Annotated in this window: 16 protein-coding genes; 10 read left to right on the plus strand and 6 right to left on the minus strand. The window is 68.3% G+C overall.

Annotated features, from left to right (window positions below; genetic code table 11):
• The first annotated feature begins 78 nt into the window (after positions 1-78).
• The 3 genes from PMI02_RS14935 (at position 79) to PMI02_RS14945 (ending at position 3,196) form a co-directional block, all read left to right on the plus strand.
• Complete coding sequence (locus PMI02_RS14935) at positions 79-1,602, plus strand: lipopolysaccharide biosynthesis protein (RefSeq protein WP_007684207.1); 1,524 nt, start codon at positions 79-81, stop codon at positions 1,600-1,602.
• 51 nt (positions 1,603-1,653) lie between these two features.
• Positions 1,654-2,376, plus strand: coding sequence for an OmpA family protein (locus PMI02_RS14940; protein ID WP_007684209.1), 723 nt, complete (start codon positions 1,654-1,656; stop codon positions 2,374-2,376).
• Positions 2,377-2,527: 151 nt separating this feature from the next.
• A complete protein-coding gene (locus PMI02_RS14945; protein ID WP_007684212.1) occupies positions 2,528-3,196 on the plus strand; it encodes a hypothetical protein in 669 nt (222 codons plus the stop codon).
• A gap of 52 nt (positions 3,197-3,248) precedes the next feature.
• Here PMI02_RS14945 and PMI02_RS14950 read toward each other — a convergent pair whose 3' ends face one another.
• The 4 genes from PMI02_RS14950 to uvrB form a co-directional block, all read right to left on the minus strand.
• On the minus strand, positions 3,249-4,373 hold the full coding sequence (locus PMI02_RS14950; RefSeq protein ID WP_238539083.1) for a helix-turn-helix transcriptional regulator: 1,125 nt from the start codon (positions 4,371-4,373) through the stop codon (positions 3,249-3,251).
• 214 nt (positions 4,374-4,587) lie between these two features.
• Positions 4,588-4,905, minus strand: a complete 318-nt coding sequence (locus tag PMI02_RS14955; RefSeq protein WP_007684216.1) for a HigA family addiction module antitoxin — start codon at positions 4,903-4,905, stop codon at positions 4,588-4,590.
• Positions 4,880-5,161: a type II toxin-antitoxin system RelE/ParE family toxin gene (locus PMI02_RS14960; protein ID WP_007684220.1), complete on the minus strand. Its 282-nt coding sequence runs from the start codon at positions 5,159-5,161 to the stop codon at positions 4,880-4,882. Before PMI02_RS14960 ends, PMI02_RS14955 begins: the two co-directional genes overlap by 26 nt.
• A gap of 101 nt (positions 5,162-5,262) precedes the next feature.
• Entirely contained in the window at positions 5,263-7,449 is a 2,187-nt protein-coding gene (gene uvrB / locus PMI02_RS14965) for an excinuclease ABC subunit UvrB (protein ID WP_007684222.1), read from the minus strand.
• A 98-nt stretch (positions 7,450-7,547) separates the two neighbouring features.
• On the opposite strand from uvrB, the gene PMI02_RS14970 reads away from it, so the two are divergent.
• Together PMI02_RS14970 and PMI02_RS14975 are read left to right on the plus strand one after the other, a co-directional pair.
• Positions 7,548-8,126: a DUF3617 domain-containing protein gene (locus PMI02_RS14970; protein WP_238539084.1), complete on the plus strand. Its 579-nt coding sequence runs from the start codon at positions 7,548-7,550 to the stop codon at positions 8,124-8,126.
• Between the two features lie 22 nt (positions 8,127-8,148).
• Positions 8,149-8,934, plus strand: coding sequence for a triacylglycerol lipase (locus tag PMI02_RS14975; RefSeq protein WP_007684227.1), 786 nt, complete (start codon positions 8,149-8,151; stop codon positions 8,932-8,934).
• Positions 8,935-8,943: 9 nt separating this feature from the next.
• Here PMI02_RS14975 and PMI02_RS14980 read toward each other — a convergent pair whose 3' ends face one another.
• A complete protein-coding gene (locus PMI02_RS14980; protein WP_007684229.1) occupies positions 8,944-10,452 on the minus strand; it encodes a YifB family Mg chelatase-like AAA ATPase in 1,509 nt (502 codons plus the stop codon).
• Positions 10,453-10,603: 151 nt separating this feature from the next.
• Here PMI02_RS14980 and PMI02_RS14985 point away from each other — a divergent pair, with 151 nt between their 5' ends.
• Positions 10,604-11,317: a hypothetical protein gene (locus tag PMI02_RS14985; RefSeq protein WP_007684231.1), complete on the plus strand. Its 714-nt coding sequence runs from the start codon at positions 10,604-10,606 to the stop codon at positions 11,315-11,317.
• 6 nt (positions 11,318-11,323) lie between these two features.
• On the opposite strand, the gene PMI02_RS14990 is transcribed toward PMI02_RS14985, so the two are convergent.
• Positions 11,324-11,569 carry a hypothetical protein gene (locus tag PMI02_RS14990; protein WP_007684232.1) on the minus strand — a complete coding sequence of 82 codons (246 nt, stop codon included), beginning with the start codon at positions 11,567-11,569 and terminating at the stop codon, positions 11,324-11,326.
• 275 nt (positions 11,570-11,844) lie between these two features.
• On the opposite strand from PMI02_RS14990, the gene rpmH reads away from it, so the two are divergent.
• From rpmH to yidC, 4 genes are all read left to right on the plus strand, one after another.
• Complete coding sequence (rpmH, locus tag PMI02_RS26450; RefSeq protein WP_007684233.1) at positions 11,845-11,979, plus strand: 50S ribosomal protein L34; 135 nt, start codon at positions 11,845-11,847, stop codon at positions 11,977-11,979.
• Between the two features lie 156 nt (positions 11,980-12,135).
• On the plus strand, positions 12,136-12,522 hold the full coding sequence (gene rnpA, locus PMI02_RS14995; protein ID WP_007684234.1) for a ribonuclease P protein component: 387 nt from the start codon (positions 12,136-12,138) through the stop codon (positions 12,520-12,522).
• Between the two features lie 32 nt (positions 12,523-12,554).
• Positions 12,555-12,791, plus strand: a complete 237-nt coding sequence (gene yidD, locus PMI02_RS15000; RefSeq protein WP_036504012.1) for a membrane protein insertion efficiency factor YidD — start codon at positions 12,555-12,557, stop codon at positions 12,789-12,791.
• Positions 12,792-12,868: 77 nt separating this feature from the next.
• Positions 12,869-13,399 (plus strand): membrane protein insertase YidC (gene yidC / locus PMI02_RS15005; RefSeq protein WP_007684236.1); only part of this gene is annotated, 531 nt, incomplete at its 3' end.

A 13,399-nucleotide genomic window follows, 5' to 3' on the forward strand; every position in this document is an offset into this window, starting at 1 on the left:
GGCGGGCGAAGCGCCTGCCGGCGCCGTCGTCAGCGACCTTCTCGCACGCCCCCTGCGCTCCGAACAGGAGCATACCGTTTGAGCGACGCCGTCACGCCGAGAGACCAGGCCACGCGCGAGGAACGCCAGCACGACGACATCGCCGCGCTCGCCAAGGGTGGGCGCACGAACCTGTTCGGTTTCTTCCTGCGCCTCGCCGCGCGCATCCCGTTCCTGTTCATCGCCGGGCGCGCTGCCGCCTATGGCCCGGCCGCGCTGGGCCGCTTCGCCTCGGCGCTCGTGCTGATCGAGCTGACCTCGATGCTCTGCACCATGGGCGAGAAGCGCGGTCTCGCGCAGCGCCTGTCGGAGACGGAAGGGCAGGTCCATCCCGCCAACGTCATCGCTGACGGCATGGTGCTGGCGGTCATCACCAGTTTCTCGGCCGCCGCGTTCTTCTGGTTCGTGCCGGTCCTGCTATTTCCGGGCGGGCATTACACCTGGATCGACCGGCTCATGGTGCTCGCCTTGCCGGCGATGACGATGACCGAGATCTGGCTCGCTGCGCTGGCCTACCGCCTGCGGGTGACGCCGACGGTCTGGTCGCGCGCCATCGTCGAGCCCTGGACGATCTCGATCATGGCCGGCGCGATGATATGGGTCGCGCCCGAAAGCGGCCTCTCGATCGCCTACATCGCCTCGATCTACGCCGCCGCGCTGACCGCGTTCATCCCGTTCTTCCGCGAATACGGCGTGCCGCGAGGCTGGCGCCCGCGCCCCCGGGGCATGCGCAAGCTGGCCTGGCACTCGCTGCCGATCGCGCTGGCCGACGCCATCGAATGGGGCACCCGGCGCGTCGACATCTTCCTGCTGGGCTTCCTTGCTCCGCCCGCCGCGGTCGGCATCTACTACGCCGCGCAGCAGGTCGCGAGCCTGCCGCAGAAGCTCAAGACCAGCTTCGAGCCCGTGCTCGGCCCCGTCATCACCCGCAATCTCAAGGAGCGCGATTACGGCGCGATCGCCAAGCAGGTCTGCCAGGTGGGCTTCTGGATCACCGCCTCGCAGGCGGGCATCGCCCTTGCGCTGGGCATTCCGGGCGAGGGCGTGATGGGCCTCGTGGGCCGCGAGTTCGTGGCCGGCACCGGGGCGCTTGCATTCCTGCTCGCCGCCGAAGTCGTCGCCGCCACCGCCGTGGTGAGCGAGGCGGCGCTGGTCTACGTCGCGCGGGTGCAGAACCTCGTCGTCTCGGTGGCGACGATCGTCCTGCAGGCGGGGCTGACGCTGGGCGGCATCCTGCTGATGCAGCGGCTGGGCTACAACTCGCTGTACCAGGCCGCCGCCGCCGCCGTGGCGCTGATGGTGTCGCTGGGGCTCGCCTCGATCGTCAAGTCTATCATGCTTTCGCGCATCCTCGGCCAGCCGATCAACAACTGGCGCTGGGCGCTGATCTGGGCCGCAGTCCCGGCGGTCGTGATCGGCTACCTCACCAAGCAGTTCCTGCCCGAGTGGGCGGCGCTGTCGCTGGGCATCCCGGCGATCCTGGGCTCCTACTTCCTGGTGATCTGGAAAAAGGCGTTCGGCCCCGAGGACCGCCGCCTGTTCCAGAAGGCCAAACCCGCGTAAAAGCTGTACTTCCGGGCTGACAGCACCGGCACGAGGCCCTAGGCTCACCCCATGAATCCCCGCCGCGCCTCCATGATCGTCGCCGGAGCGGCGCTCTGCGTCGTCCTGTCCTTCGCCTGCACGCGGGCACGCGGCGGGGTCTTCATCGCCGATCTCAGGCAGCAGGCCTACGCCGCGCGCGACGTCGCCGGGGGCAAGGACGTCAACCTCGCCTTCCGCGACCGCTACGGCTGGCTGACCCGGCACCCGGTGCTTTCGGGCGGCAAGGGGCTCGACCCCGCCACCCGCACCCGCGTCGCCGCCGCCGTCTCAGACGTGCCCGGCATCGGCGGGGTGAGCTGGGCGGGCGAAAGCGACGCCCAGGCGTCCTCCGCGCATTGCCAGGACGACGTCGAGCGCATCCTGGAAACCCGCACCATCCGCTTCGGCGAGGCGAGCACGCGGCTCGACCCCAGCAGTGGGCGCCTGCTCGACGAGGTGGCCCGGTCGCTGCGGCCCTGCGTCGGCAGCCTCATCGCGGTCACCGGCCACACCGATGCGGGCGGTATCCCGAAGGTCAACGTCGCGCTCTCGCTCGCCCGGGCCGAGGCGGTCCGCTCGGCGCTGGTGGCGCGCGGCATTCCCGCGGACGGCCTGCGCGCCTCGGGGCTGGGGGCGGCCAAGCCGGTCGAGGGGCTCGACCCGCGCGACCCGGCCAACCGCCGCATCGAATTCTCGGTGATCTTCTCGGCGCCGGTCAAGCCGACCCCGATCGACACGCCGGGGCCGCAGTGACGCGCGCGCCGTTTGTGACTTTACGATCTATGAAAGGAGCCCGCCTTGCCGCTATGGCTTGAGATGGCCGTTTCGGTGCTGCTGACCTACGGAATCGGCTTCGGCATCGGCGCGCTGCTTTGGAACCGGAAGGGGTGAATTCGTGCTGCAAATGATCGAGGCCAACTGGCTGATCTTCATCGCCGCGCTGCTGGTCGGCATCGCCGTCGCGTACTGGGTCTTCGTCCACGGCTCGAAACCGGCGCGGCGCGAGGCCCGGCCCGACGTGCTCGACGAAGGCGCCGCGCCCGCGCAGCGCAACCAGGCGCTGATCGATTCGCCTCCGGCCGCGAAATTCGAGGCACCCGTCCACCTCGATCCGCCGCCGATGGCGGGCGTGATGGCGGGCATCGGAGAACTCATCGCCGTCGCCGCGCAGGAGGAAGCCGACGAGGCTCGCGCCCGCAAGGACGAGGCGGCAGAGCCCAAGGTTCCGGACGCCGCCGACGCGCCGGAACCGCCGCAGACCATCGCCGCCGAGCCCGATCCCACCCCCGCGCCGCCCGCCCCGCCGATCTCGGAGACGGCGGACGGCGATGTTCCGGCGGACGACCTGCGCAAGATCAAGGGCCTCGGCCCCAAGATGCTGACGGTGCTCCATGCGCTCGGCATCACCAGCTACGCCCAGATCGCCGGCTGGACCGACGCCGACCTCGACCAGCTCGACACCCGGCTCGGCGCCTTCGCCGGCCGCCCCCGCCGCGACAACTGGGTCGAGCAGGCCAGGCTGCTGTCGAGCGGCGATACCGGCGCCTACGAGAAGAAGTTCGGCAAACTCTGAGACTACGTTGGCCTTCGTCCCGGACCGATCCGGGACGACGGCCGTTGGCGGCCTACCGGCTCGTCATTTCCACCACGGCGCGGGCGATCGAGACCAGTTCGGCCTCGCGGTTGACGCCGGCCTTCTGGAAGATCGTGCGCAGCTGGCTGGCGACGGTCTGGTCGCTGACGCCGCGCATCCTGGCGATCTCGCGGCGCGAATGGCCCTGCGCGAGCAAAGCGACGATTTCGCCCTCGGCCGGCGTCAGGCCGAGCGCAGCGGAGATGCGTGCGCCCTGGTCGCCGGACAGGGCAAGCGGCGCCTTGAGCGTGACGAGCACCCTGGGTTCGAAGCCGAAGTTCCAGTCCTGCCCCGGCAGTGCGCAGATTTCGACCAGCAGCGGTCCGCGCGGCGATTGCAGCCATGTCTCCGACGGCATCGCCTGCCGGGTCGCGAGCGCGAGGCCGATGCGCATCTGCATGGCGCGGTCGAGGTCAGGCCGGACCATCCGGAGCACTCCGGCGCGGATCTGCAGCGTATCGGGGCCGAGCAGCTCTTGCGCAGGGGCGGTCACCGCGCAGACACGGCCCACTGCGTCGATGAGGATGGCGGCCGTGCGCAGCACCTCGAGCGAGCCACGCAGCAGGTCGGCGCCCTGGTGCTCGATCGCGCGCTGCAACCGGATTGCCGCCATGACATGCGGCGCGGCCGTGAGCAGGGCCTGCCGGTCGCGCTCGGTGGTGCGCCCGTCGCTCTCGGAGTGGAGTGCGGCAAGGCCGAAGCAGACCTCGGGCTGGTCCGACAGGATCACCTGCGCACCGTGTTCGGCGTCCCAGCGGCGGATGTGCTCGATGTAGGCGTCGTTGGTCGCCGCCGCCCGGACTTCGTCGTAGTGCTTCTCCCAGACCAGCTCGAACGGCCCGCGCGATGCGGCGACGCGGTAGTTGACCTCGGGGCGGTGCCCTCCGATCTCGATGAATTCCTCGATGTAGCCTTCCTGGATGTCGGTGACCCAGTTGAACAGCGTGTGACGCTCGCCCAGGGCGAGCAGTTGCGCGCGCGACGATCCGGTCGCACCGGCGAGCGCCTTGAGTGCCCTGTCCCAACCCGATTCCTCGAACGGGGCGCGGGCAAACAGTGCCCCAACATCCTCAACGCGAATGGACCTGTCCCCCCGACTGCGCCCCGGAGTCTGCAATCTGAACCGAGCGCCAGCTTTACGCAAGCTCATGGAAAGTGGAGGTCTTCATTCGAGACATACCACGATCATGGTATGCAATCCCGCGCGCCTTGAAGCATCACCTGACTGCGACCCGAAGGATCGGCTTTGGCCTATCTGGAGAACTTGCCCGGGGCCTGCACGCAGGTTTCCGGGCATTTTTTGTCTCAGGCGGACGGTTCTTGCGCGGGTTTCATGCAGCGCGAGGGGTGATCCGTTCGAGGTCGCCTTCAATTGCACGCCTCGCGCGCCGCAGTTCGTATTGATCCTGGAGGCGAAGAAAAAAGCCCTCGGACATACGGAAATAACGAGACAGCCGCAGGTCCAGCTCACCATCGATACGCGCGGAGCCGTCGATGAGAGTTTCCAGACGCGACGGCGGGACCGAAATGGCGGCGGCCAGCACGGCCGTATCGATGCCGAGCGGTTCCATGAATTCGGACCAGAGCAGTTCTCCCGCATGTGGGTTGTGCAGCCAGTCTCCGTCAGTGGTAGTCGACGATTTCGACATCGTGTGCGTGTCCGTCCTTCCAGACAAAACATATGCGCCATTGCATGTTGATGGCAACGGAATGTTGCCCGGCTCGGCTTCCCGTGAGGGCGTGCAGCCGGTTGCCCGGCGGGTTCTTCAGATCGTCGAGCATTTCGGCGGCATCTATCAGCGCGAGCTTTGCGAGGGCGCGGTTCTGCATGTCCGATGGGAGTTTACGACTTCGCCGGCCCCGCCAAACTTGCTCGGCCAGCTTGTCCTTGAAACTGCCGATCATGAAACCTCGTTACCTCGCCTACGACACGAGAACGAAGTTAGATTTCTGCAATCGGCGTTCTACGGACGGTTGTTGTGAACATGCGGGCTCACAACTTCGTCCTACTTCCCGAACTTCCGCTGCGTCTTGCCGTACCGCATCTTGCGCGTTCCGGGCTTGCCCTCGTTCGAGCGGCCGACCTTGGGCGCCTTGTGCTCGGCTTCGGGAAGGCCCAGTTCGGTCGCTTCCAGCCGCCTGATTTCATCGCGAAGGCGTCCGGCTTCCTCAAACTCGAGGTCGGCTGCGGCGGTGCGCATGCGCTTTTCGAGGTCTTCGATGTAGCCGCGCAGGTTGTGGCCGACGAGGTTGTTGTGGCTATCGTCGCCGATGTCGACGAGTACGCCGTCGCGGCTCGCGGTGTCGGCGACGATGTCGGCGATGCGGCGCTTGATCGATTGCGGGGTGATGCCGTTTTCGAGGTTGAACTGCTCCTGCCGGGTGCGCCGGCGGTCGGTCTCGGCGATCGCGCGTTCCATCGAGCCGGTCATGCGGTCGGCGTAGAGGATCACCCGCCCGTCGACGTTGCGCGCGGCGCGGCCGATGGTCTGGATCAGCGAGGTTTCGGAGCGCAGGAAGCCTTCCTTGTCCGCGTCGAGGATCGCCACCAGCCCGCACTCGGGAATGTCGAGCCCCTCGCGCAGCAGGTTGATGCCGATCAGCACGTCGTAGACGCCCATGCGCAAGTCGCGGATCAGCTCGATACGCTCGAGCGTCTCGACGTCGGAGTGCATGTAGCGCACGCGCACGCCGGCCTCGTGCATGAACTCGGTCAGGTCCTCGGCCATGCGCTTGGTGAGGGTGGTGACGAGGGTGCGGTAGCCCTTGGCGGCGACCGCCTTGCACTCGACGATGCAGTCCTGCACCTGGTCCTCGACCGGGCGGATTTCCACCGGCGGGTCGATCAGGCCGGTCGGGCGGATGACCTGCTCGGCGAAGACGCCGCCGGTCTGCTCCATCTCCCAGTTGCCCGGCGTGGCCGACACCGCGAAGGTCTGCGGGCGCATCGCGTCCCACTCGTTGAAGCGCAGCGGGCGGTTGTCGATGCAGCTCGGCAGGCGGAATCCGTACTCGGCGAGCGTGATCTTGCGGCGGTGATCGCCTTTCGACATCGCGCCGATCTGAGGCACCGTCTGGTGGCTTTCGTCGACGAACAGCAGGGCGTTGTCGGGCAGGTATTCGAACAAGGTCGGCGGCGGCTCGCCGGGAATGCGGCCGGTGAGGAACCTGCTGTAGTTCTCGATACCGTTGCACGATCCGGTGGCGGCGATCATCTCGAGGTCGAAGTTGGTGCGCTGTTCGAGGCGCTGCGCCTCCAGCAGCTTGCCCTCGATCTCCAGTTCCTTCAGCCGCTCGGTCAGCTCGAAGCGGATCGCCTCGCTCGCCTGGCGCATGGTCGGGCCCGGGGTGACGTAGTGCGAGTTGGCGTAGACGCGGATCTTGTCGAGGCTGGCGCCCTTCTTGCCGGTGAGCGGATCGAACTCGGAGATCGATTCGATCTCGTCGCCGAAGAAGCTGATGCGCCAGGCGATGTCCTCGAGGTGCGAGGGGAACAGCTCGAGGCTGTCGCCGCGCACGCGGAAGTTGCCGCGCGCGAAGGCGACGTCGTTGCGCTTGTACTGCAGCGCGACGAGCTTGCGGATGATCTCGGTCTGGTCCTGGCTCTTGCCGACTTCCAGGTCGAAGATCATCGCCGAATAGGTCTCGACCGAGCCGATGCCGTAGAGGCACGAGACCGAGGCGACGATGATCACGTCGTCGCGCTCCAGCAGCGCGCGGGTGGCCGAGTGGCGCATCCGGTCGATCGCCTCGTTTACCGAGCTTTCCTTCTCGATGTAGGTGTCCGACCGGGGCACGTAGGCCTCTGGCTGGTAGTAGTCGTAGTAGGAGACGAAATACTCGACCGCGTTGTCCGGGAAGAAGTCGCGGAACTCGGCGTAGAGCTGGGCGGCGAGGATCTTGTTGGGCGCGAGGACGAGCGCGGGCCGCTGCAGTTCCTCGATCACCTTCGCCATGGTGAAGGTCTTGCCCGAGCCCGTGACGCCCAGCAGCACCTGCGTCTTCTCCCCGTCGAGCGCGGCGCTGGTCAGCTCGGCGATGGCGGTGGGCTGGTCGCCGGCGGGCTCGTAGTCGGAGGCGATGCGGAAGGGCCGGCCGGGCATCGACTTGTCGGGGCGCTGCGGCTTGTGGGGAACGAAGTTGTCCGAAGTATCGGGTTCTTCGAGGCCGCGACGGATGATGATCTCTGCCATGGAGGAACATATGGGGTATGTCCGGCGTCGCGGCAACAGGGAGCGGGCGTAAAGCGTTGACCTGCGGTCGGCGGGGTGTCAGCCCTTCGGCCATAGTGATGAACGAGAAGGTTGGCGCGATGACGGGCAGGTTCAGGATCACGGCCATGGTTGGCCTCGCGGCGCTGGCGCTGGCTGGCTGCGGGTCCAAGGATGATGCCAGGGACGGCGCGCCCAAGTCCGTGGCGCAGGTGAAGCAGGAAGCGGCCAAGCTCATGCGGCCCGAGCCCGGCGAGTACCGGCAGGTCATGGAGATCACCAGCCTCGAGGTGCCGGGCATGCCCGCCGGGGCGGCCGAGCAGATGAAGTCGGCGATGAAGGCGGCGCAGGAAGGCACCTTCTGCCTGACCAGGGCGGACGCCGAACGCGGCTTCAAGGACATGTTCAACGACGTCGGCAAGGGCAACCAGTGCACTTATTCCAAGTTCGACGTTGATGGCGGCACGCTCGATGCCCAGATGGAATGCCAGTCCCAGCAGCAGGGCAAGGCGACGATGAAGATGAACGGCACCGTCGCCAAGGACGGTTCGGACATCACCGTCGCCATGAACACCACCGGCGGCCCGCCGCCGATGGGCACGATGAAGATGACGATGCACATGACCACCAAGCGCCTTGGCGACTGCAAGGGCTCCTGACGAAAGCGACGCGCGACGGCCGATGGATCCGCTGAACGAAGATCAGGAACGGTTTCCCGGCCCCTCGCGGGAGGTGACGGCATCCCTGCGCGACGCCATCGCGCGGCGGGCGGCCTTCGCGCGAGAGCAACATCCGGGAGGGGTGAGGAAGCCCCCGCTCGAACTGATGTGGGCGGAACTGCGCTCGCTCTACCGGCGCGCGCACCGCGGGCAGGCCGTCCGTCCCGCGGTGCGGCCGATGCCGGTGATGCTGCTGCCGGGCTTCGGCTCGCACCCCCGCCGGATGCAGCCGATGGCCGACGCGCTCTCGGCAGCCGGGCATCATGTGCAGGACTGGGGGCTCGGCTTCAACTTCGGGCCCAACGAGCGGAACTTCTCGTACCTCATGCGCCGCGTCGCCGTGATCGCGCGGGAGAACTGGTCGCCGGTTGCATTGGTCGGCTGGAGCCTCGGCGGGCTGTTCGCGCGCGAGATCGCGCGGCGCGAACCCGGGATGGTCGCCAAGGTCATCACCATGGGCACCCCCTTCTCGGGCGATCCGCGCGCCAACAATGCGTGGAAGGCCTACCAGATGGTGACCGGCCACTCGGTCGATGCGCCGCCGATCGACTGTGACTTCTCAGTCAAGCCGGCGGTGCCCACGGTCGCCCTGTGGAGCCCGCGCGACGGCATCATCCAGCCCCGCGCCGCCGCCGGCTGGCCCCACGAACGCGACCGCGCGGTGGCGATCCGCTGCAGCCACCTCGACTTTTCGAGCGCGCCCAAGGTGGTGGCCGAAGTGCTGCGGCAGCTGGATGTGAAGGAGTAGCGGGGCTTCCTAGGCCCGCGGCGCCTGCCGGCGGTAGCTGAGCGCTTCTGCGACGTGGATGCGCCCGACCGTTTCCGCCCCGGCGAGGTCCGCGATGGTGCGCGCGACCCTGAGGATACGGGTGTAGCCGCGCGCGGACAGGCGCATGGCCTCCGCCGCCTGCAGCAGGAGACGGCGGCCGGCCTCGTCCGGGGTGGCGTGACGTTCGAGGAGATCGCCGTCGAGTTCGGCGTTGGTGCGCGCCGTCACGCCTTCCAGCCGCGCGGTCTGGAGGCCGCGCGCCCTTTCGACCCGCGCCGCGACTTCCTCGCTGCCCTCGGCCGGCGGGGGCAGGGCGAGGTCGGCGGCGCGGACGGGATCGACCTCCACGTGCAGGTCGATGCGGTCGAGGAGCGGGCCGCTGACCTTGCTCTGATAGTCCGCCGCGCAGCGCGGGGCGCGGCTGCAGGCTAGCGCGGGATCGCCGAGGTGGCCGCAGCGGCACGGGTTCATCGCCGCGATCAGCTGGACACGCGCCGGGTAGGTCAGGTGCGCATTGGCGCGCGCGACGGTGACTTCGCCGGTTTCCAGCGGCTGGCGCAGCGAATCGAGCGCCTGGCGCTGGAACTCCGGCAGTTCGTCGAGAAACAGGACGCCGAGGTGCGCCATCGACACTTCTCCGGGCCGCACCTTGAGCCCACCGCCGGTCAGCGCCGCGATCGAGGCCGAGTGGTGGGGCGAGCGGTAGGGCCGCGCCCGGCTGATCCGCCCGCCCTCCAGCGTCCCCGCGACCGAGGCGACCATCGAGACTTCCAGCGCCTCGCCCGGCGTCAGCTGCGGCAGGATGCCGGGCAGGCACGAGGCGAGCAGCGACTTGCCCGCGCCGGGCGGCCCGACCATCAGCAGGTTGTGCGAGCCCGCGGCCGCGATCTCCAGCGCGCGGCGGGCGACTTCCTGCCCCTTCACCTGCCGCATGTCCGGCCCCCGGCGGGGCGCCTCGACGCTGCCGGGCTGGGGCACGGGCAGGGTCTGCGTGCCTTTCAGGTGGTTGAGCAGGCTGACGAGCTCGGGCGCGGCCACCACCGGCACCCCGCTCGCCCAGCGGGCCTCCGAGCCCTGTGCGGCCGGGCAGATCAGGCCCTTGTCGGCCTCGTGCGCGTGGAGGGCGGCAAGGAGCACGCCGGGCGACGGGATCACCCGCCCGTCGAGCGCGAGTTCGCCCACCGCCACGAAGTCCGCGATCGTCTCGGCGTCGACCACGCCCATCGCCGCCAGCAGCGCCAGCGCGACAGGCAGGTCGTAGTGCGAGCCTTCCTTGGGCAGGTCGGCCGGGGAAAGGTTGATGGTGATGCGCTTGGGCGGCAGGGCGAGGCCCATCGCGGTGAGCGCGGCGCTGACGCGCTGGCGGCTTTCGCCCACTGCCTTGTCGGGCAATCCGACGAGCGCGAAGGCCGGAATGCCCGGTGCGATCTGGCACTGCACCTCCACGGCGCGCGCCTCGAGTCCGAGGTACGCGACGGTCGATACGAGTGCGACCACGAAATTCCCCTTTTAACCCAAGTAATTCTTCGAAGCAGAAACAATCTAGTAACGCCTCTTTTTCGGTCCGCTATTGAGTATTTTATACCTTACAGCGTTTTAACCGGACTTGTGAGGCCGCAGGTAAGGGCGCTTCCCTAGTCTTCCGGGCATGCGCTCGCTCATTGCATGCCTCGGCCTTGCCTGCCTGTTCGCCGTGTCCCCCCTGTCGGCGCAGGTGATCGAGTACGAGACCGTCGAAGTGGGTGCCGACCGCGTCGACAGCGGTGGCGAGCGCAGCCTTTTTACCGTGCCGGTTTTCGAGTCCGCCGCGCCCTTCACCCCCCCGGCGATCCCCGAGGGCGCGGCGGCGTATGGGCCGTTCCGTATCCTCGACGACGGACGCGCCGCCCTGGTGGACGTCACCGACGGGCGTAGCCCCGCGCTGTTCGCGGCGATGCTGCGCGACCACCCCGGCATCGCCACGATCGAGATGGTCGACTGCCCCGGCACCGAGGACGACCTCGCCAACCTGCGCCTCGGCCGCATGATCCGCGAACGCGGTATCGCGATGCACGTCCCGGCAGGCGGTTCGGTGCGATCGGGCGGGGTCGAGCTGTTCCTGGCCGGCGCGCACCGCTACGTCGATGCGGGCGCCGAGTTCGCGGTCCATTCCTGGCAGGACGACACCGGCCTGGAGCCAGGCGACTATTCGGTCAATGCGCCCGAGAACCGCCGCTATCTCGACTATTACCGCCAGATGGGCATGAGCCCGATCGAGGCCGAGGCCTTCTACGGCATGACCAATTCGGTCCCGTTCTCCTCCGCGCGCTGGTTCGGCGCCGCGGAGATGAGCCTGTGGGTCCCGCTCGAAAACGCCGGGTAGACCGGCTCACCCGAACAGCCGGGCCATCCAGCGGCGGCGGGGCGGCGGCATCGATCCCGAGGCCTTCAGAAGGTAGTTCGCCAGGACCGTGGCCTGGTTGTTGGTCATCATGATCTTGGTGAGGAACGGCTTTTCCCCGCTTTCCCAGGTCGCGCGTTCGACGGTCTGGATCTCCAGCACCATGCGGTCCCCCAGATCGGCCGACTGCCACCCGACGAGCACGCCGAAACGCTCCCCTGTTTCGTCCTGCATCGTCGGCTCCCCAACTGGCGGGCCTGCGTGGCAGGCATCTCGCGCCGCATGATTCCCGATCCACGCCGGGTCCGCCATACTGGTAATTCGGGAACAGCTTGGTAAGGCCGGTGCGGCGGGGCGCCTTTCGTTCAAGACGGCTTCTTCGCGAGTACTCGGCCTTGACTCTGGAGCGGCGCTTCAGTATCGGCGCCCCAGAGTTCAGCGGTCGTCCGGTCCGGGCGGCCCTTTTTGTTCAGGTCCTTTGGGGCCAAGTTGGTATTTCGAGGACTGACATGAAGCGCACTTTCCAGCCCAGCCGCCTTGTTCGCGCCCGCCGTCATGGCTTCCGCGCTCGCGGTGCGACCGTCGGTGGCCGCAACGTGCTTCGCGCACGCCGCGCCCGCGGCCGTAAGAAGCTCTCGGCCTGATTCGCCGGTAACGGCAGGGGTTCGTCCCCTGCCCAAGCGGCGCCAGTTGATGCCTTCGCCGACGGGTGGAGGTATCAACTGGCGCCGTTTTGCTTTGGTGCGAATCGCCTCTGTCAAAAGATGGTATTCGCCTCGGAGGATCACTAGCTTCCCGCCATGGCAGACGCCTACACGATCCTGACCCGCCGTTCGGACTTCCTCGCCGCCAATCGCGGCCTGCGAGTCGCGCGGCCCGGGTTCGTGCTGCTCGCCAATCGGAACGAGGGGCTGGGGCGGCGCGCCGGGATCACGGTCACCAAGAAGATCGGCAACGCCGTCGTGCGCAACCGCATGAAGCGGCGCTTCCGGGCGCTGCTGCGCGAACTGCTGCACGACCACGGCCTTGCCGATACCGACCATGTCCTGATCGGCCGCGAGGGCGGCATCGAGCGCGACTTCGCGGCACTGCGCAGCGAACTGGTCGCGGCGCTGGGCCGGGCGCGCGAGGGCAAGGGCGATTCGCCCCGGCCTCACGGACGCCGGCGCGGGCCGCCGAAGAAATGAACCTCGCGCCGATCAAGCGGGTGGCCAGTCGGATGGGCGCCTTTCTCGTCTCTGTCCCCGGGCTGCTGTTGATCGGCATCGCGCGTCTCTGGCAGATCGGCCCTTCCGCGATCATGCCGCCGACCTGCCGCTACACTCCGTCGTGCTCGCAATACGCGATAGAGGCGGTGCGCAGGCACGGTGCGATTAAGGGTGGATGGCTGGCGCTCTGGCGTCTATTGCGCTGCCAACCGTGGGGCGGGCACGGTCACGATCCTGTCCCGGACTGAAATAGAACGACCTTGAAGTGAAGCGCAGCGGCCAGCCGCCGCAGCGGACCGGCAATACGAGCAGGAAACAAGCCTTCGTGGAAAAGCAGCGCAACATCATCCTCGCGGTCGTGCTGACCGCGCTCGTCCTGTTCGGATGGGAGGCCGGGGTCGGCTACTTCTACCCGCAGGCCAAGACCCCGGTGCAGACCGTCGCGGCGGGCGGCGCGGAAAAGGCGACCAGCCCGACCAAGCCCACCCGCGAAGGCGGCCTGCGCGACGCGGCCGACGTGGCGCTGGAGACTCAGGACCTCAAGAGCGCGCTGGCTTCGGGCGGCCGCGTTCCGATCGCGGCGCCGGGCCTCTCGGGCTCGATCAACCTGACCGGCGCGATCGTCGACGACCTCGTGCTCAACCGCCACCGCGAGACGGTGGAGAAGAATTCCGGCCCGGTGCGCATCTTCTCGCCCGCCGGCACGCCCGCGCAGCAGTTCGCGCAGGTCGGCTGGGTGGGTGAGGGCGGCGTCGCCGCTCCCAACCCGACCACCGTGTGGACCGCGCAGGCAGGCGCCAAGCTGACGCCGACGACGCCGCTGACGCTGACCTGGGCGAACCCCACCGGCCAAAGC

Source organism: Novosphingobium sp. AP12, assembly GCF_000281975.1.
GTDB lineage: Bacteria > Pseudomonadota > Alphaproteobacteria > Sphingomonadales > Sphingomonadaceae > Novosphingobium.